The following is a 20,415-nucleotide window of genomic DNA, read 5'->3' on the forward strand; positions in this document are numbered from 1 at the left end:
TAATGACCCAAAAAATTTTGATTACTTCTGCTCTTCCCTATGCGAATGGACCTCTGCATTTTGGACATATTGCAGGGGCTTACCTCCCAGCTGACTGTTATGCACGTTTTCAAAGATTAATGAAAAAAGATGTTCTTTACATTTGTGGATCCGATGAATATGGCATTGCGATCACCTTAAGTGCTGATTTAGCTGGTAGAACACCTCAAGAACATGTTGATCTTTTTCATCACATTAATCAAAGTTTTTTCGAGCAACTCCAAATTTCTTTTGATCATTATTCTCGTACGACCTGGAAAGGACATGTAGAGCCTACCCATCAGTTCTTTAATGACTTATTGCAGAATGGATATATTGAAGAACGCACGACCGACCAACTCTATTCTGAAAAAGATCAGAAATTTCTTGCAGATCGTTATGTCGTGGGAACGTGTCCTCGTTGTGGTTTTGAAAATGCAAGGGGGGATGAGTGTCCTTGTTGTGGTGCAAGCTATGAAGCTACAGAACTTAAAAACCCTCGTTCTAAACTCACAGATGCTTCCTTGATTTTGCGACCGACTAAACACTGGTTTTTACTTCTTGAAAAATTTAAAAAACCTTTAATGGAGTGGTTGGAAACTAAAAACTGGAAGCCAAATGTAATTAATTTTATTAGGGGATACATCGATCATCTCCATGCCAGAGCAATCACAAGAGATATGAAATGGGGAATTTCTGTTCCTCTTCCTGATTCAGAAGGAAAAGTCCTTTATGTCTGGTTTGATGCACCTATAGGCTATATTTCGGCGACTAAAGAGTGGGCTTTATTAAGAGGGGAAGAAAAGCTTTGGGAAAAATATTGGTTGGATCCAGAAACTAAGCTTGTCAATTTTATTGGAAAAGATAATATCCCTTTTCATGCCTCCATTTTCCCTGCTATGATCATGGGACAAAATCAGCCTTATAAACTAGTGGACGAACTGCCAGCCAATGAATTTTATAATTTAGAAGGGAAGCAATTTAGTAAATCAGATGGATGGTATATTGATTTAGAAGACTTTTTCAAGCATTATACCAGCGATCAAATTCGCTATGCTATTGCTTCCAACGCTCCTGAAACATCTGATAGTGAATTTACTTGGAAAGACTTTCAACTACGCTGCAACAGTGATTTGCTAGGGAAGTACGGAAATTTGGTTAATAGGGTTTTAGTGTTCATTCACAATCAGTGTCAGGGAAAAGTTCCGGAGTCTGGAGTTTTAGAAGAACAAGATCGAAAATTTTTAAAAAATATTCAAGATTTGGTCGATCAAGCAGCTGCCAGTTATTCGACTTTTAAAGTTCGAAAAGCGAGCCAAATTATGATGGAGTTATCCCAATTAGGAAATGTTTATTTTGATAGTAAAAAGCCTTGGCAAGACGCTAAAAATGATTATACAAAGGGCAGAATGCATACAACGCTGAATTGTTGTATGGAGTGTTTAAAGGCGCTTGCGCTGATTTCTTTTCCCATAATTCCCACGGCAGCTTCAAAAGTTTGGCAATTTCTTGGATTTCAAACACCGCTCGAACAAGAAGATTGGAATCGCGTTAAAATAGAAAAGCTTCCGCTTAACCAAAAGATTTTAACTCCCCAAATCCTTTTTCAACGGGTTGAAAATGAGGCTGTTGAAAGAGAAATTCTTAAATTGCAACAGTTATCTCTTACAAAAGAAAAAAAATCTACACCACAATCTACTCAGATATCTATTTCAGAAAATATTCTTCTTAAACCATTAGTAGATATTGAAGATTTTCGAAAATTAGATTTAAGAGTCGGCAAGATCATCCAGGCAAATCCTGTACCGAAAAGTAAAAAACTTTTTCAATTACTTGTAGACATTGGAATTGAGAAAAGAATAGTTGTAGCTGGAGTTGCCGAATTTTATAAAGTAGAAGATTTGATTGGGAAAAACGTTGTAGTTGTAGCGAATTTAAAGCCTGCTAATTTGATGGGAGTGACTAGTCAAGGAATGCTACTTGCAGCTAAGGGAGAAGGAAATTTAAAACTTATTTCTATCGAGGATGTTGCTCCTGGAAGTCTTGTCAGTTAAATTTTGATATTGTGATTATTCAAGTCATTTTAGAGCAATTTTTAGAAAAGGGAGTAGCGACTTTCTTTATAATTCATCAACTCTTACTTGTTTAAAAAGATTCTGAAAATGATAAGTCGTCTTCAGCTAGAAAAAGTATAAGTGGAATGTAGGATGACTCCAAATAATTGAATAAAAAAAAGACTTAGAAAAGTTTATTTTCCTAAGTCTTTAACCTTAATCGAACTCATTAGACAGATTGACCATTTGCACGCATTTTACGAACAACAGCAAAGACTCCGAGACGATCAATAGTTCTTAAAGCAGCGGTAGAAAGCTTCAAAGTAATAAAGCGATTTTCTTCTGCGAACCAGATTCTTTTTTTAAAAAGATTCGGTTGAAAGCGACGTTTTGTTTTTCCTGTCACTTTAAGACCAATTCCTTTTTTCTTCTTTGCAATACCACGAATGGCATATTTATAGCCACGTGTAGGTTTTCTACCTGTAACTTGACATACTTTAGACATAGTTTCTCCAATAGCGGTCGACGAATGAAAATAAGGAATATACCAAAAAAGTTCTTAATGGACAAGTTGAAAAATTAAAGAAATAAAAAAATTTAACAAAAACTAAAGGAATAGGACAAATATTCACATTAATGAGAACTGTACCCTCTTGGATATTATGATTGAGCGTAGTCTTTATTTGAAAAATTTTTAATGCAAAGGAAGCCATCCATCGCGAATTTTAAATCGTTTATAGATGTGGTTTTTACGAATACGATTGATGTGTTCTTCTAGCTTTTCATCCGGAAGCTCTTCACCTAAAAGCTCTTTTTTTAATTCTTCAATCTTTTCTTTCAAATGCTTAATACGTTGCCAATCGTTTTGTGTATAGCTGTCTATACTGATTTTAAATCGTTTTTCATCTTCCAAAGAAATGTCAAGTTTTACGTAAAGTTTAGGGTCTTTCTTTTTGATTTTATTTAGCTGTTTTTCAAAACTCGCAATCATTGTTTGAATAGATTGAGGGGAAATAGCCACTTTGTTTGGATCTTGAATTAATCCAGCAATCGCTGCAAGCTCAGAAAGATGATCAATATAAATCTTTTTGAGAGTATTCGACAGAATATTTTCAACTTTTACAAAGTCTATTTTCATAAATCCTCAAAGTTAAAAACTCTAATTTTAATTATATGATTATTTTTATTAATCATCAATACAAGCTATAAAAAATAATCGAAAATAGAAGTTTAAGTTGTTAAATATCAAATGATTAGTTTTGACAAAACTAAGGCTGTATTAACAATATTAATACAGCCTTCTTAACAAATAATAAAGAGTCAATCCTTGATTACTCGTGAATTAAACCGCTATTTTTCGTATTAGTTAAGGGAGATTTGCGATTTTTTGCTTAAGAAGTTCATTAACAAGTGAAGGAGAAGCTTTACCTTTACAAAGCTTCATGACCTGGCCAACCAAGTAAGCAAAGGCTTTATCTCTCCCAGCTCGATAATCGACAATGGATTGATTATTTTCGGCTAAAACTTGATCAACATATCGTTCGACTTCATTTTGATCATTTAATGGCTGATAATCAGGATTTCCAGCAACTATCTCCGCAGGATCTTTGCCAGGTTGTGCTACCATTTCGTCAGCCACACTTTTTGCAATTTTCCCTGTAATAGTCCCTTTTTCAATCAAATTAATTAAAGAAGCGATATGAGATGGTGGGAGATTAATGGACTTCACATTTTGCCCACCTTCTTTGAGTCTGCCAGGAAATTCCACTAACAGCCAATTAGAAAGGCTTCTACTATTAGAACAAGTTTTAAGGGCTTCTTCAAAATAGTCGGCTAGAGCTTTATCGCTAGTTAATGCAAAAGCTTGATGAGCAGATAATCCCATCTCTTTTGTATAGCGGCGCTCTCTTTGTAACGGAAGCTCGGGGAGACTTTGTCTAATTTCTTCGATATAGGAGTCTGTTAAGATGATGGGGACTAAATCGGGCTCGGGAAAATAACGGTAATCGTCAGCAGATTCTTTGCGACGCATTAAAACGGTTTCTTGTTTTTCAGGATCCCAACGATAAGTCGCTTGGGCGATGATTTGATCGTGGGGTTTTGTCGGATGGCTAAGATAAGCTTGAATTTGTCTATTAATTTCCGATTTAATCGCTAATTCCATGAAACTGAACGAATTCATATTTTTAATTTCGATTTTATTTCTTAAGCCTTGTTCTCCTTTTAATCGAACAGAAATATTTGTATCTATTCGTAGAGATCCTTCTTCCATGTTACAATCAGAAGCATCGATATATTGCAAAATAGCTTTAATAGCCATTGCATAAGCAACAGCTTCCTCGGGAGTATGAATGCAAGGTTCAGACACAATTTCTATTAAAGGAGATCCTGCTCGATTATAATCCACTCCTGCAAAAGTAGAAAAATGCTTAAGCATACCAGCATCATCTTCAAGGTGAACACGGTTGACGGCAAATGATTTTTCCTTTCCATTTACTTCAGCAATGACTGTTCCCCCTTTAACAATTGGTTGATCATATTGGGTAATTTGAAAATTACGGGGACTATCTGGATAAAAATAAGATTTACGATCAAATTTACTAAATTTGGCAACTTCGGCTTGAATTGCGCATCCAAATTGGACCGCTTTGCGAACAGCTTCTTTATTGAGAACAGGTAAAGAACCTGGCATTCCTGTACAGACTTCTGTAATATTTGTGTTAGGCTCGTCTCCAAAATGATTTGGGGCTACACTAAATAATTTAGATTTCGTATTTAATTCAACGTGGATCTCTAGTCCAATCACTGCTTCCCAGTCAGAATGAGAGGGATGTGAATATTTATGGCTCATGCAGATGTCTCCTCTTTAACTAATTCTGGAATAGCAGGATGAAAAGCTAGCGATTTTTCTAAGATATGGGCAGCATTTAAAACTTCTCTATCATGTTTTTGAGCCCCAATCAATTGGAGTCCCATCGGTTTTCCATCTTTGCTAAAACCATTGGGAATGCTCACAGCTGGTAGGCCTGCGAGATTGATACCAATTGTATAAATATCTTCTAAGTACATTTGTAATGGATCTTTAATCGCTCCTATTTCAAATGCGGCAAATGGAGAAACAGGAGAGGCGATTAAATCGCATTTAGCAAAAGCTTCTTTGTAACTTCTTAAAATCAACGTCCGGACTTTTTGCGCTTTTTTGTAATAAGCATCTTGATAGCCAGCCGAAAGAACATACGTTCCAAGTAAAATTCTTCTTTTTACTTCTGCGCCAAAACCTTCTTCTTTAGAAAAATCATAAACTTCTTCTAATGTTTTGGCTTTTGGAGACCGTTGTCCATAACGAATTCCATCAAATCTTGCTAAATTCGTAGAAGCTTCAGCTGTGGCCAAAATATAATATACAGCTAAAGAATATTTTAAGATGCTCAAATCAATATCAACGATTTCAGCACCTAGTTGTTTCATTAAATTGACAGATTGTTGAAAAATCTTTTTTGGTTCATCAGCTAAATTCTCTAAAAACTCCCAGGGAACTCCGATTTTCATACCAGCGATGGAATCTTTAAACTGACTCAAGTAATCTTCGGGTCCTAAGGCAATACTTGTTGAATCTTTCGGGCAATGTCGTCCGATGACTTCCATTAATAAAGCGGTATCTGCTGTATTTGTAGCTAAAGGACCAATTTGATCGAGAGAGGAGCCATAGGCAACTAACCCAAAGCGGGACACTCTTCCGTAGGTTGGTTTAAAGCCAACAACTCCACAGAAAGATGCAGGAAGACGGACAGAACCTCCTGTATCACTCCCTAACGAAAGGGGGGATAAACGTCCAGCAACAGCAGCAGCAGATCCTCCAGATGATCCACCAGGCGTACATTTTAAATTCCAAGGATTACTAGTTTTTTGCAAAGCAGAATTCTCAGTGGAAGAACCCATAGCAAATTCATCCATATTTGTTTTTCCTATAATCACAGCCCCTTCTGCTAATAAATACTCAATCACGCTGGCTTGATAAGGAGATTTGAAATTTGTCAAAAATTTAGAACCACAAGTGGATATTTCGCCTTTCACAAGAATATTGTCTTTTATTGCGATGGGAATTCCAGCTAATTTACCTAGGGGTTGATTAGCTAGCCTTTTTTGATCTAACTGTTTAGCTTGCATCATGGCTTGTTCTTCATAAACTGACAGAAAAGCTCCAATTTTTTGATCATATTTAGCAATGCGATTTAAATAATGCTGAGTAATAGCACTAGCAGAGACATCTCCTCGGATGAATTGGTCTCGAATTTCAATGGCAGAAAATTTATACATGAATCCTCGTAGAACGTTATGCTTGTTTAATCACAGGTGGAACGCGAATCATTCCTCCGATATGCGATGGTGAGTTTGCTAAGAAGACATCTCTTGCTAAAACAGGCCCAATTTCATCGTCTCGCATCACATTACACATTTCTTCTAATACATGATTACAAGGTAAAACGTGCTCTGTATCAATTTCTTGAAGCTGTTCAATATAGTTTAAGATATTTTTTAAATCTTTTAAAATAGCCTCTTGCTCAGCTTCTGTGCAATCAATTCTGCAAAGACGTGTTAAAGTATGGATGGTTTCCTTATCTAATTCTGCCATGTGTCCCTCTGAAACGTAATAATAAGAATGCCGATCATTTTAATGAGGTAATATAAATTATGCAAGAGAGAGAGAGTCCAAGATGAAATCTACTTAAAAAGTAAATATCAAACCTAAAAATTTTAGAAAAAAAAGAAGGATGAAAAACAATTTTTAAAGCAAGCCAATCGCATTGTGAAAAGTTTTTATTAAACTAAATTTTTCTTCGATTAGTACTGGTAATTGTAATTTTTCAAATTTTTTGATCAATATTTGAAGTGCAGTAACATTTGTGGGATTGAGATTCAATGCTTTCATTTTTTATTGAATGGATTTGTCGTAAATCATTTCTAAGATGGAAAAACTTTGCTTTGGAACTTGGATTGTAAAGTTTTTGGAATTGGTTTTTATAATTTTACTTAAATTAAGAGTTTAACTGTAGATTATGTTTAGAAAAACCTCGAGCGGAATCTTCCGAGTCATATGCTTGCCATATGAGGCTTTGCCCTAAAACTGGTTAAGAATTAAATTTGTCATAGATAAATCCAGGCTATCGTCAAACAAAATTTATGTGAATTGAGTTAAATAAATTCATATTGGGTATATAATTAATTTGAATTCTGCTGATTAATTTGATCCGTTGAATGTTAAATACGGATGAAAAGAATCAGTGATTTGATATAAATTTACGCCCTTTTTATTTATTTTTTTATTAAAATATTAAATGTGATTGTTTTATTGATTAAAATTTAATATTTTTAAATTTATATAAATTTATTTATCGTTAAAAAATAAATTATAAGTTTTGTTTTTTTACTGTTTTGAGTTTATGCTTTAATTGACACAAATTTGATTAAGATATTTTGACAAGTAATTTCTATATAAATTGTAGATTTTCTTTTTTTATCGGATATACCCAAAAGTAATAAAAATGTTTTTTAGGTAGTTTATGACAAATCCCTCCATTGTTTGGTTTCGACAAGATTTTCGTTTAGAAGATAATCCTGCTTTAAATGCTGCCACTCAGAAAGGTGGGCCGGTCATTCCTGTATTTAATTGGGTTTTTAACCCAGAAAAAGAATGGCAATTAGGAGGTGCCAGTCAATGGTGGCTTTATTATTCTTTAATAAGTTTAAAAAATGATTTAAGTGAATTAGGTCTCTCTTTAATTATTCGAAAAGAAGATCCTTTAAAAAGTCTTTTAGAAATTGCTCACGAGACCGGAGCTGATACAGTTTATTGGAATCGTCGTTATGAGCCTATGTTAATACAAGATGACGCTAAAATAAAAACAGAATTGCAAAAGCAGGGGATAAAAGCGCATAGTTTTAATGGGAATTTATTGTTTGAACCTTGGACCATTGCGAATAAACAAGGAAAACCTTTTCAAGTATTCACTCCATTTTGGAATCAGTGTTTAAAATTAAATGATCCAGAAGTTCCTTTGCCCGTTCCACATTCGTTAAAAAAATTTGTAGGTCAACTTCAAACAGAGTCCATTGATTCTTTAAATCTATTACCTAAAATTAAATGGGATAAAGGACTTAAAGAAGTTTGGTCTCCCGGTGCTAAAAGTGCTAAAGCTTTATTAAAAAAAGGATTAACAGGAGTTATAGATCAATACTTGGACATTCGCGATTTACCAGATCATGATGGAACATCCTTACTTTCTCCTTATTTGCATTTTGGAGAGATTTCTCCGCGCATGATTTGGCAGGCTGTCAAAGAAAATTCAACTTCGAAAGGAGCAGAGGGATATTTAAGACAAATTGGCTGGAGAGAATTTGCCCATCACTTACTTTATCATTTTCCAGAAACACCGCAAAAGCCATTAAGATCGCAGTTTAATTCCTTTTCTTGGAAAAATGATAAGCAAAATTTGAAAGCTTGGCAAAAAGGTCAGACAGGGTATCCTATTATTGATGCTGGGATGAGGCAACTTTGGAAAATAGGTTGGATGCATAATCGTGTCCGATTGATTGTCGGTTCTTTTTTAGTTAAAGATTTGATGATTCATTGGATTGAAGGAGCTAAATGGTTTTGGGATACATTAGTTGACGCTGATTTAGCGAATAATACAATGGGATGGCAATGGATTGCAGGTTGTGGTGCAGATGCAGCGCCTTATTTTCGTATTTTCAATCCTATTACGCAAGGTGAGAAATTTGATCCCGAAGGAAATTATGTCAAGAAATGGGTTCCAGAATTAATTAATCTTCCCAAGGAGTGGCTACATCAACCTTGGGAAGCTCCTGAAGAAATATTGAGACAATCAGGGATTGAATTAGGAATAAACTATCCCAAACCTATAGTCAATCATGCGAAAGCTAGAGAAGAAGCTTTACAGGCTTACTCTCGCTTATAATTAAGATCTTTTAATAGTCTTTTGAGAAAGATTTATTAAAAATCGGAAAATAAACTTAGCTTTGACTGGAAAAAGATTAAAATGAAAATATTAGTCACAGGTTCGTCTGGCCTTATAGGATCAGCTTTGATTCCTTTTTTAAAATTGGGCCAACATCAGATTGCCAAACTTGTCAGAAAAAAAACTGGTTTAAAATCAGGTGAAATAGCTTGGGATCTTGAAAAAGGAATTATCAATCCCGAGTTATTGGAAGGAGTAGAGGCTGTCATTCATTTAGCGGGCGAAAATATTGCTTCCATTTGGACAGAAAAGAAAAAAAAGCAAATCTTAGAAAGTCGTGTTAAGGGAACAAAACTTCTTTGCCAAAATCTAATCCGCTTAAAATCTCCCCCAGAAGTTTTAATTAGCTCTTCTGCCATTGGTTATTACGGAGATCACTCAGATCAGATTCTGACAGAGCATAGCCCTAAGGGGCAGGGATTTTTAGCAGACGTTTGTCAGCAGTGGGAAGCGGCTACTCAATCTGCGACGGAGGCAGGAATTCGAACGGTTTTCTTAAGAACTGGAATCGTTTTAAGTACTCAAGGAGGCGCTTTAAAAAGTATGCTAACTCCTTTTAAATTGGGTTTAGGTGGAGAGTTGGGATCAGGAAAACAATATATGAGTTGGATTTCAATAGACGATTTGATTGGGATTATTTATTACGTGATTAGACAAAAGGAGTTGCAAGGAGCGATTAATGCTGTCAGCCCTAATCCAGTAACAAATCGAGAATTTACAAAAATACTTGGAACCGTATTACATCGACCTACTTTTTTTAAAATTCCCACATTTGTTTTAAAATGGATAGTAGGAGAAATGGCTGAAGAGGTATTGTTGAAAAGTCGAAGAGTGATTCCAGAAATCTTAGAAGACAAGGGTTTTCGTTTTGATCACCCTAACTTAAAAGAAGCTTTACAGTCCATACTAGCTTTCTAGTGAACGATCAATACCAAAACATAAAATACTGGATAATTTGGTATTGAAGAGTGTTCGCCTATATTTCTACCCTTGATAGTTGTATAGCTAAATCTAAGCTAAGTCTTTCTAATTCTTCTTGGTCTGTTGACATGTTTACTGATTCTATTAAGCTAAGAGCCTGCTGATTAAGAAATTTTTCTAGTTTTTGTAAACTATACGTCTGCGCTAATTGGCTTAAAATGCTGAGTTTAGTTTCCTCACATTGTTTTGCAATGGCAATTAATTTTTCCTCAAACAATTTTTTGCCTTTTTCATCATTTAATTTTTCAGCTAAGAAAAACATGTCAGTTGCATTATCTAAACTAAATTGCGAATGAATATGATTAATTAATTTATGAAAATAAATAGCTGGAAAATCTAAACATTCTGGACGTACCAATTCAGCAACTTGTCCGGCAACCTTCCAATCCAGATCTTCTTTAAAAGAACGACATTTGAATAAATCAATTAAAACAGTTACTGCTTCTACTGTTGCGCATTGATGAATTAAGGTTGTTCCCTCATTCTCACCATGTAAAACTTTTCTAAAGTAACTAGATTGAGTTGTTAATAAATTTTTAGAGGTTTGGAAAGAAATACCCTCTGCTTGGTCATCAGTTTGAAATAATAGGGTAAAATTTTCAGTATTAATATTAGGCTGACTTGGATCAACCTGGATTGTGATAGAAGTAAATTCTGTTTGAAAAATCACTTTTGGATAAATAGTTCTCAATAAAGAACAATTTTCTAGTTTTGTTTTGCCAACAACGATTTGATTTAAAGAATTTAAAATTTTCGGTTTGATTTTACCGGCAAGGATTTCATCATCGAAAGCTTTTTCTGTAATTTGTGTACATCCTTTTAGATTGAGAATGGAAATATTTAATCGTTGAGGATTATCAACCAAACAATGATATTCATCCAATTGTTTTTGATCTACATTTAAGCGGGCAAGCAGTTGACTTAAATCTTTATCTGTTAAAGTAGTGCAACCTTCTAAATCAATGCGATTGAGATGATGCAAGGGTTGGTTCTCATTTAAAATTTGTTCAAGTGTTTTATTTTTTAAATCTTCGTCCCTAATTTTTAATGAAAGTTTCTCAAAAATAAGATTTTTACTTAAAAATTGTGTGTATATCCAAACATCATCAGCAGAAATCCCTGTATCCGAAATATCTATAATTAACTGAGAGTTTGCAATAAGGTAGTGACTATTTTCCAAAAATTGGATATTGATTCCTAAGCATCCACACAAGTCTATTTTTTCTATTTGAGGGCATTCTGTTATTAATGCCCGAATTCCCGTACCGGTCAAACTTGGACAGTTACGCAAACTTAATTCTTTTACATTAGGAAACTTTTCAACAAAACTTACAAGGTTTGAATCGTTTAATTCTCCGACATTGTCCGCAATGATTGATTGAACACTGGCTTGTGGTTGTAGATGCGTATAATGGTTGTCATGAAGCCATAAAACAACACTTTCAGGATCTAAAATTAAGTGATTAGGAGCAAATACGTGCGATTCTCCTCCTTGAGCAAGCACAATTTGAAAAGTAGTGGCTGCCAAAGGAAGTCCTGTATAAAGAGCCATTGCGTAAGGTCTTGTCAGAGGTTGGTTTGCATAGAAACGGATAATTGCTTGTGGATCTGTAAATGTTGGCAGTTGACTAAGCGAATAACTTCCTAGTGAAAGAGGAGGAAGGCTTAAAATTTTTAAAGAATTGAGCTTAGTTAAGAAAAAAAGCGCGTCTGTTGAAAGCTTTCCATTGTGAAGGACAAATGTATGAAGAGAATTTAACAATCCTTCTCTATAAATTTTTTCTAAGTCTAAAGTAGTAAAATCGTTCTGGTCCAGTGTTAATTGTTCTAAATAAATGAATTGAGGAAGTAGATGGTGTACAAGCTCGAGAGGATAGCCTGTTAAATCCACGTAAGATTGAGAAAGAATAGTACAAGGGATATCAATGTCTTTAGGTTGTTGAGAAGCAAATAAGCATTGCCGCATGACATCTAACGTCGGGCACAGCTGGAGCAATTGAGAAAAATACTTTGCTTCAATAGAGGCTTTTTTATGCAATTTTAAAGTTAACGATTTAAGATGAGGGAGTGAAAATTGGGAAAGATTTTCAATTACATATTTTTCCTGTTCTTCTGATAAATTCATTTTGTTAAAATCTAAAATTTCTAAATCTGTTAAAGAAATAGAAGGAATTCTTTCTTTTAGCATAAGTAAATCTTTAAATGTGTCAAAAGTAAAGCATTCAAACTCGCATCGAATTTCTAAGGAAAGAGGCGTATAGTCAGCATGAGACTCTAAAAATTGTTTAAAATAGTTTAGTTGCTTATTATCAAATTTAATGTGTTGTGGTTTTTGAAAGACTTGTCGCTCAGGAATTTTGCGATCAGATGTATCTGTAAAGACATAATTCTGAATGTTACCAAGTTTTTGTAAACCAAATTTTAAAAACTCGTTTGAAGCTTTCCAATCGTCTGCTAGAACTGTTCCTGTTAAATCAATCGTTGAACCTTGAAAAAACAGTGTTTTAAGTTTTAGAATTAATTCAAAAACTTCAAGGCTGATGCCTGTTTCAGTTATAAAAGAATTTTTGTAGGGTTTCAATTCTTTAAAAAATGTCAAACGGACAAAATCTTTACAAATCTTTTTTAATGACTGCATAAACTGACTATGATTCGCACCCTTTAAAGATTCCAAAGACTCTTTAGTTTCTAAACTTAATTTCGATAAATATGTTTTAATCCGTTCAATAGATTTTTGTGATTGGTCCACGTCGAGGCACTTTTCACCCTTAACTTTTGCATCGTGGGCTAATTTTTTTGTTTTTTTACTTAATTCATTAATTTCTGAGCTAGGTATTCTAGTTGTTTCTTGGGGTAAATGTTCAGTTTCCAGCTCGTTATTTGTTGAAGTTTTCGTGTGAAAAGGAGTAGAAGTTTGAAGAAGCTTTGAAGAGGAATTAGGCGAAATGGGATTTGGACTAGATGGTGTAACCTGTGTTGGAGAACCTGTGAGACGGCTTGAAGGTAGAAGAATTTGTGACGGAGCTGGAGGGGGATGAGGTAAAGTTTTCAAAATAGAAATGCGGTTATTTAATTCGCTATGATATTTTTCATGCGCTTGTTGAGTTTGTTTTTCAGCGGCTTCAATTCCATTTGCAAATAAGCAAGGAAAAATAAATTTAAAAATGGCAGGGGAATAATGCTCCAATTTTTTTAGAAACCACCGTTTCCAAGTATTTGTGTGACTGCAATATCTGGCATAAAGTTTTTCTCCGTCGCAAAGGAGTAATTGTAAATGATTAATATTTTCCAGATTTGTTGCATGAATACAAATTTGAGCAGAAGCTATCGCGTAAATTTGCGAAAGAGGAATTTCTTTTTTGTTTGTCTTAGTGATTTTATTCTCTTTTATACCAATATAGAGATTAGATTTAAGGGCTTCATTAAATTGTTGATGGATATTTTGCAGTGAGATACTCATAAAGACCTTCTATAGTAAAATTCATATTAAAATGAATAAAAGGTTTATTGAAACATAAACTTATTAATATTTTATAAAGGAATATAGGTTTTTATTTATAATAGAATTTAATAATAATAGAATGAAAATAATTTGAAGAAAGCTAAAATTTGTTCTTAGGATAAAAATTTTTTGTAGATAGAAGGAGCGCAATTTTTAATAGATTATTAGAAGGTCAACATAAAGTTAACTTGATTTTTATTTATGGAAATAAATTTTTAGAGGAAATTAGGTCTATAAAACTTTGTCATTCAAGTTTGAATGACAAAGTTTTTTTCTTTAGAATTTAATGTCTACTTCGCCGCCAAAATAACCACTTGGGCGTAAATTGTAATGATGAGGATGATGGTTATTATGATTAGAAATTCGGTACTTACCGCCGAGTGTTGTTCCAGCATGGAGATTCGCAGTTAAAAAATCAGTATTGTATTTTACTGCCAATTCTGCTCCTATATTTTGGTAACGAATTAATGATTTCCCGTAACTTTCATCTTTTTTTACTCTGTGTCTAATATCAAAATTTCGACCTGCAATCGCTAAAGACCACTGATTGTTTAAGTTGTATTCTAAAGATACATTAACAGGAAATACTAAATTCAATTTCCAGTTTCTAGACATTTGCCAATCAGCTCCCAAAATGGGGTAAACTTTATCTAGACCCATGCCGGTCTGGCCAATAAAACCGATATGAAATCCAAAATTTTGGCTATATTCATAACGGCCCCATAAGAGAAGATCATAATATAAATATTGAGAGTTTACAGAGCTTCCTGTTGTATCGTAGTTGATGTCTAATTGACTTCTCCAAAACCAATTTCTAAGCCTTTTAGTCACTCCGCCCACGCTAAAAGAAAGTGTGTGAAAACGATCTTGGTCAAACCATGGATTTTCTGACCAGTGTAAATATGTCTCTGTATAGCTGATTGCCACATTAGCGGCTTCCGAATAGGTAGGACGATTATAGAAAACCATTCCTAGTTCTGCTTCTACAGCCTTGTAACGAACCTTATCACCTTTGTAATATCCTCGATCGATTTTGGCATCGCTAATGCTATCAAAATAAACGTTAAAGTTATAAGGATATGATTTTTGCTCTCCTGTTTGTTGATAAAAGGTTTCACTATTGGAATCTCTAACTAGAGATTCTGTTCCATAATCACTAAAATCTAAAGCGATATCGGTTGCTAAAAGAGAAAAAGTGCAGTTTAATGTTAAACATGCATAAAGCCAAAATTTTTTCACGTTCTTGTCCTACCCAAATTTACAAATATCTAACAAGTTTTTATTTTTTCTAGAGGCAAGCATCTCAAAATTTAATTTTCGACTAACCATTATTGAAAAAACAATAACTGTTAGTTTTAGCCTAATTTCAGTCAACTTATCATAAATAAAATTTGGTTCTCTTGTAGCGATTTTTTTGAATTTCGTCAAATTAAAAATATTTTTTCATTAAATTTTGATTAGTTAAAACTAAACTATATTTGGAGTTATGAGTAAGAAAAAACAAATTTAAATTAGTAATTATAAAATTATAAATATTGATAATATTGTTGATCAATTTTAATTTATATGCTAAGATAATTTGTTTAAAATTTTATAAATCTTTTAATTATTGAGAGATGAAATGGGAATTTTACAAAGAATCGAATACCCTGATAAAACAAATCCACCACAATTTTCTGACACGCATATCCCAGAAGTTTCTAGAAAAAATGATTCTCCTTATATTGTTACTACCCTTACGAAATTAATTTATTCACTTTGGGACCGTTCAATTCGGCAAAGGGAATTTATTTGGAATAGCCATTATTTGATTAAAGAAATTTGTGATCGAAAAATTTATGTTTTGCGAGAAGCGTTTTTTGGATTAGCTTTTTCTCCCTCAGTTGACGTCCGTAGCGACTCTTTCACAAAACTTTTAAACTCTTTTGATTTAAAGAGAGCTAAATTTGATAGTCAATTTTTCCTTTTATCTTGTCAATTCAAACAAAAAAATCTTCTGAGAAGAGATTTAAATGCATTCTACAATTTATATAAGGAATTTACAGGTATCTATGAGCAATTAAAAAATTATAGTGATATCACTAGCAGAAGACAGCCTCCTCTTCCTATTCATTATGATATTAAGGCTTTAAAAGAAAAATATGACGACTTAAATAACCAATTAGCAACTTATTTAGATTATGAAGCTCCAGCTATTCTTAAAGCGTTTTCTGAAATTTTTAATCTTTTATTACCAGCTGGTTCCATCATCCCTCCTGAAATTATGAAAGAGCTTTATGAAGACTCAAAAAAAATTGAAGAAGCCATTATTCCTTACACTTCAATGATACCTCCTGAGTATCAAGATTGCATTTGGTTATTATTTGAAAAGCTTGGTTATCAAGTTTCAAGTATACAAAAACCCCCTCATTTTAAAAATATAGGAAACAGTTGTTACCTAGATAGCTCTTTGCAGGCCCTGATTGCTTTGCCAATTGTAAAAGATAGATTGCAAAAAGATTATTTAGAAGAAACAATAGCTAAGCTAGAATTTGAAATAGCAAATGGGCAATTGAATGAGCAAGATTTAAATAACAAACAATTCGAATTGATAAATAAAAAATCAAGTTTAGAAAGAAGAAAAATATTAAAAAATGAATTGAGCTTGCTACTAAATAGCTATCAACCAGTTTCGGAAAATCAAATTAGTTATGTAGATTATTTTTTGGCTACTCGTTTTAGTGAACCAAGCTCATCTGTTTTTAAATTGCGTAATTTATTATTTAAATCTCAATTGCATCCAGAATTAGAAATGGAAAATCTAAAAAGACAATTAGATGCCTCTAGTGTATTTGAGGTATTGATGACTGAAATTTTAGAATATACATATTCTTTTCAAAAATTTGCCGAGACAGTCGATTTGCCTGGGAGACAATTTATAAGTCGTGAAGAAACCCTTTCTATCCTCCAAATTCCTTTTGTTACAAATATATCAAGTTTGGAAGAATTAATTCGTTGTTCATTTGAAAAAGAAGAATGTGTACATGCGGATGTAGAAGATAGACGAGCTTTTATTCCATCAGAAGGAATAATTGTCAACGAGCAAGCTTTAACACAAGTCGAGGATGAAATGGCTCCTATTCGACCTGAGAGATATCAAACCTGGATGCGTTTGAAATCACTTCCTGATGTCTTACCTATTCAACTAAAAAGATTTGCAGGCAATTTTGAACAACGAGTAAAAATAACAGATCCTGTTGATTTTCCTGAAAATTTAGAAATTGATTTATCTCTTTATCTTGATCCGTCACCAAATGATCATTCAAGTGCGCGCTATGAAATAGCTAGTTATGTTGTTCATCAAGGAGGCTTAAATTGTGGGCATTATATTTCTTACGTAAAACAAGGTGATGAATATTGGGTTTGCAATGATACTGCGTCAACAATTGAAAGAATCTCTCGAGAAGAATTCTGTCAAAATAGAAATGCATACATAGTAGTATTAAAGCGCATTCCTAATGATTTACAATTGATTGAAACTTAGGGTGATTAATGAGTTATTGTGAGAAAGCAAGAGACTTTTGACCTGCCATACGCGCTAATTCTTGTTGACAAGAAATTTTGTCGAGTTTCTGGACTTGAGTGAGAGTTCGACCATCTTTTTCTACTTTGGAAATTTGCAAGTGATGGTCGGCTAGACTTGCCACTTGAGGGAAATGTGTAATACAAATGACTTGATGTTGCTTTCCAATTTCTTTTAATTTGTCACCTACAATGGAAGCTGTTTCACCTCCAATATTCGCATCAACTTCATCGAAGATCAAAGTTAGAATTTTTTCTTTTCCAGCTAAAATTGTTTGTAATGCTAATAATACCCGAGAAATTTCTCCCCCACTCGCCCCATCTTTTAAAGCAATTTGATGTTCTCCCACGTTTGGTTGAAGAAAAAATTCAATCTTATCATCTCCGATCAATGTCCTTTTCTGAGGTTCAATTATGACTTTGAATTCTGCTTTGGGCATATTTAAAGAATGTAATTGAGTGCTAAGAGCAGTTTGAAGCTGACGAGCTAGTAGCACCCTTTTTTCGGACAAGGTTCTAGCTAAATTATTCGTATCTGTCTGAACTTGTTGTAATTCAATTTTAAGTTCTTCTATTTCGATATCGGTATTTTCTAATCGGTAAAGTTTTTGTTTAATTTCTTGTTGATAATGAATTACTTCATCAATTGTTCCTCCATATTTACGCTTTAAGCGATTTAGAAGACTTAAGCGCTCATTGACAATTTGTAGGCGTTCTGGATTATGATTAAGTTTGTTTTGATAATGACGCAAAGTGTGGGAAATTTCTTGAAGCTCTAAAAAAACACTTTGAAGAGATTGTTCAACTTCTTTTAAAATAGGATCAAAATGACTAAGAGATTCTAAATTTTGTTTTTGGCGATTTAAAATCGCTAAAATAGAAACTTTTTCTCCTGTTAAAGCTTGGTTAATTTCTCGGGTTTTTTCAGATAATTCTTCACTATTAAATAGTATCGCATATTCAGTAAACAGTTCCTCGTCTTCGCCAGATTTTAATTGAGCTTCTTCTAGCTCTTCCCATTCACTTTTACAAATATCTATTTCACGCATTCGATGAGCATCTTGCTGAATCAACAAGTCTAAACGTTTTTTTAATTCATTTTCATAAACATAACTTTCTTTATAACGCTGTAAAAAAGGACTTAAACCTCCATAGATATCTAACACCTCTCGATGATAATCAAGATTGAATAGATTTTGATTGGCTCGTTGACCGACAATTTGAACAATTTGTGATCCTAATTTTCGCAAAAATGAGGCTTGAGCTGATTGATTATTAATAAAGATACGATTCTTACCCGTAATCGCGATTTCTCGTCTAATAATGAGATCTTGGTGAGATTCGTGATCAATCCCTCCTTCCTCAAGAAGGTTGTTCAAATCTAGACGGTCAATGTCGAATATGGCTTCAACAATACCTTTATCGCATCCTTTGCGAATCAATGAGGTATCGACTCTTTCACCAATTGCCAAACTTAATCCATGCATAATAGCGGATTTACCAGATCCTGTTTCACCTGTTAGAATGTTCAAGCCGGAGCTAAATGAAATATCGGCATTTTCGACTAAAATGATATTTTGAATACGGAGTTGTTTTAGCATGAATTTTAAGGATCAAAAGTTTGAGAAATTAATTGCATTAATCGGCCATCACTAATTTCCATTAAGTAAGTATCTTTATTCCAGCTGGGTGCAGAAAAAACAAGATTATTATCAACATAAGCAATAGGAGTGATCACAATATCTGGCTGGTCTTTGAACTGATAAATAATGATTTGATCGATGTTAGGTCGTTGTCTTTTACCAGGCTTAACTCCAACAACCCGAACTGCACGGTTCAATATCTCAATTAAATCATTTTGTTGTTTAAAATTAAGTGTGTAAAGCTTTTTATTGTGAGAAACAGCTATGCCTCTCACTTGATTGTATTTTAAATATGTTTGATTATCGGGTTGACCACTTAATAATGAGGTCATGTTTAAAGCAAATAAAATAGCCATTCCAATTAAAACAAGAAAAGTTAAATAAACTAAGGTTTTATTTGTCATGCACGACCTGCAATTTAATCATTATTTGGTTAGTGAAAGGCTAACGAGATGTTAACTTTTCAACTTATTTTGTTAGAAGGTCTAATTCTTGCCACTATTTTCCGACTTTACCTAAAATTGCGTCAAGAGTTTTAAAATGTTGCTTACAGATGCTTCTTAATCTTTCTTCACCCCATTTTCTTAATACTTCTTTTCCAGCCTTTTGTGTGGCAGAAGAGCTTCCTTTAGGAAGTGGAATTTGGATTTCTTTACTTAGTTGTTCAAGTCCATCAATAAAGGCTTGTCTAGCTAAAATGGATGCGGCAGCGACGGCTAAATCATCTTCTGCTCGATGCCTTTGAGTGAGGTTCACATCTAATTTTTTTCGCTTTAAAGCCAATAAAACTACTTTTTCATCGGCAAACTGGTCAACAATCACTGTTTGACAGCCGGATTGAAGGATCAATTGTTCAATAGTCGTGGCATGCCCCCAGGCCAACAAATGATTTAAATTTTTGAAATCTTGATAAATTTCATTATATTTTGCCGGATTAATTTTGACGATGTGATAAAGGCAAAGATTTTTAATCTGAGAAGCTAATTGTCTAATTGTTTTATCACTTAATGTCTTGGAATCTTTGACTCCCAAAGCTTGTAATTTAGAAAATTGATTAGCCTGGATGTAGACACCTGCAATACACAAAGGGCCAAAAAAATCTCCTTTTCCAGATTCATCAATTCCAATATGTGGGGTTAAATCTATTTTAGTTGTGGGATGGCTAAATCCAAAGGACTCTAAAATTTCTGGTTCAAGATAAAACTCAATAAAATGAGCTTGCTCTTTGCCCTGGACGACTAACTTCCCTGATGTATAAAGAGTACATGTTAATCCTTTTTTACTGGCAGAAAAGCGAGTATAGGCAGGTATAGTGATGGAAAAACCTTGTTGTTGGAGATCTTTCAGCAATTTTTCTGCTAATTTTAAGTCAAGTGTTGTAACGAAAGGAGGCAAACTGCTCATGAGGTGTAAATTAATCATCTAAAAAAGGAATTTCACTAGCTGCGAATACGCATTTGCAAAGCGCAGACGAAATTAAATATTAACTGCAAAAAACTTTATCACATTTAAATTCTACTTGCTATCTAAATCCCATTTGAACTCATCCATTTTTTAATTTTAATGGATTTAGCAGGAAGTCTAATGTAAAATCATGTATAAGTTTATGCTTGAGTTTA

Annotated in this window: 14 protein-coding genes; 4 read left to right on the forward strand and 10 right to left on the reverse strand. The window is 33.7% G+C overall.

Going from position 1 to position 20,415, the window contains the following annotated elements:
• The first annotated feature begins 2 nt into the window (after positions 1–2).
• Positions 3–2,072, forward strand: a complete 2,070-nt coding sequence (gene metG / locus PC_RS03190) for a methionine--tRNA ligase (RefSeq protein WP_044044845.1) — start codon at positions 3–5, stop codon at positions 2,070–2,072.
• Positions 2,073–2,301: 229 nt separating this feature from the next.
• On the opposite strand, the gene rpmB is transcribed toward metG, so the two are convergent.
• The 5 genes from rpmB to gatC form a co-directional block, all read right to left on the reverse strand.
• Positions 2,302–2,577, reverse strand: coding sequence for a 50S ribosomal protein L28 (gene rpmB / locus PC_RS03195; RefSeq protein ID WP_011175216.1), 276 nt, complete (start codon positions 2,575–2,577; stop codon positions 2,302–2,304).
• Positions 2,578–2,766: 189 nt separating this feature from the next.
• On the reverse strand, positions 2,767–3,210 hold the full coding sequence (locus tag PC_RS03200) for a hypothetical protein (RefSeq protein ID WP_044044847.1): 444 nt from the start codon (positions 3,208–3,210) through the stop codon (positions 2,767–2,769).
• Positions 3,211–3,438: 228 nt separating this feature from the next.
• On the reverse strand, positions 3,439–4,923 hold the full coding sequence (gene gatB / locus PC_RS03205; protein ID WP_011175219.1) for an Asp-tRNA(Asn)/Glu-tRNA(Gln) amidotransferase subunit GatB: 1,485 nt from the start codon (positions 4,921–4,923) through the stop codon (positions 3,439–3,441).
• Positions 4,920–6,389 carry an Asp-tRNA(Asn)/Glu-tRNA(Gln) amidotransferase subunit GatA gene (gatA, locus tag PC_RS03210; RefSeq protein WP_011175220.1) on the reverse strand — a complete coding sequence of 490 codons (1,470 nt, stop codon included), beginning with the start codon at positions 6,387–6,389 and terminating at the stop codon, positions 4,920–4,922. The genes gatB and gatA overlap by 4 nt, the downstream gene beginning before the upstream one ends.
• Before the next feature lie 16 nt (positions 6,390–6,405).
• On the reverse strand, positions 6,406–6,705 hold the full coding sequence (gene gatC, locus PC_RS03215; RefSeq protein WP_011175221.1) for an Asp-tRNA(Asn)/Glu-tRNA(Gln) amidotransferase subunit GatC: 300 nt from the start codon (positions 6,703–6,705) through the stop codon (positions 6,406–6,408).
• A gap of 928 nt (positions 6,706–7,633) precedes the next feature.
• Here gatC and PC_RS03220 point away from each other — a divergent pair.
• The gene (locus tag PC_RS03220) at positions 7,634–9,049 is read left to right on the forward strand and encodes a cryptochrome/photolyase family protein (protein ID WP_011175222.1); all 1,416 of its coding nucleotides are present in this window, start codon (positions 7,634–7,636) and stop codon (positions 9,047–9,049) included.
• 81 nt (positions 9,050–9,130) lie between these two features.
• The gene (locus tag PC_RS03225) at positions 9,131–10,027 is read left to right on the forward strand and encodes a TIGR01777 family oxidoreductase (protein WP_044044849.1); all 897 of its coding nucleotides are present in this window, start codon (positions 9,131–9,133) and stop codon (positions 10,025–10,027) included.
• 58 nt (positions 10,028–10,085) lie between these two features.
• Here the strand turns inward: PC_RS03225 and PC_RS03230 are convergent, their stop codons facing one another.
• Positions 10,086–13,550, reverse strand: a complete 3,465-nt coding sequence (locus PC_RS03230; RefSeq protein WP_011175224.1) for a leucine-rich repeat domain-containing protein — start codon at positions 13,548–13,550, stop codon at positions 10,086–10,088.
• A 318-nt stretch (positions 13,551–13,868) separates the two neighbouring features.
• On the reverse strand, positions 13,869–14,831 hold the full coding sequence (locus PC_RS03235; RefSeq protein WP_011175225.1) for a DUF6268 family outer membrane beta-barrel protein: 963 nt from the start codon (positions 14,829–14,831) through the stop codon (positions 13,869–13,871).
• A gap of 382 nt (positions 14,832–15,213) precedes the next feature.
• Between PC_RS03235 and PC_RS03240 the strand changes: the two genes are divergently transcribed.
• Complete coding sequence (locus PC_RS03240) at positions 15,214–17,115, forward strand: ubiquitin carboxyl-terminal hydrolase family protein (RefSeq protein WP_044044850.1); 1,902 nt, start codon at positions 15,214–15,216, stop codon at positions 17,113–17,115.
• A 13-nt stretch (positions 17,116–17,128) separates the two neighbouring features.
• Here the strand turns inward: PC_RS03240 and recN are convergent, their stop codons facing one another.
• The 3 genes from recN to rnhC all read right to left on the reverse strand — a co-directional run bounded on the left by recN (position 17,129) and on the right by rnhC (position 20,200).
• Positions 17,129–18,754, reverse strand: coding sequence for a DNA repair protein RecN (gene recN, locus PC_RS03245; protein WP_011175227.1), 1,626 nt, complete (start codon positions 18,752–18,754; stop codon positions 17,129–17,131).
• 5 nt (positions 18,755–18,759) lie between these two features.
• Entirely contained in the window at positions 18,760–19,200 is a 441-nt protein-coding gene (locus tag PC_RS03250) for a hypothetical protein (protein ID WP_011175228.1), read from the reverse strand.
• Between the two features lie 94 nt (positions 19,201–19,294).
• Positions 19,295–20,200, reverse strand: coding sequence for a ribonuclease HIII (rnhC, locus tag PC_RS03255; protein ID WP_011175229.1), 906 nt, complete (start codon positions 20,198–20,200; stop codon positions 19,295–19,297).
• Positions 20,201–20,415: the final 215 nt, after the last annotated feature.

This window comes from Candidatus Protochlamydia amoebophila UWE25 (assembly GCF_000011565.2).
GTDB lineage: Bacteria > Chlamydiota > Chlamydiia > Chlamydiales > Parachlamydiaceae > Protochlamydia > Protochlamydia amoebophila.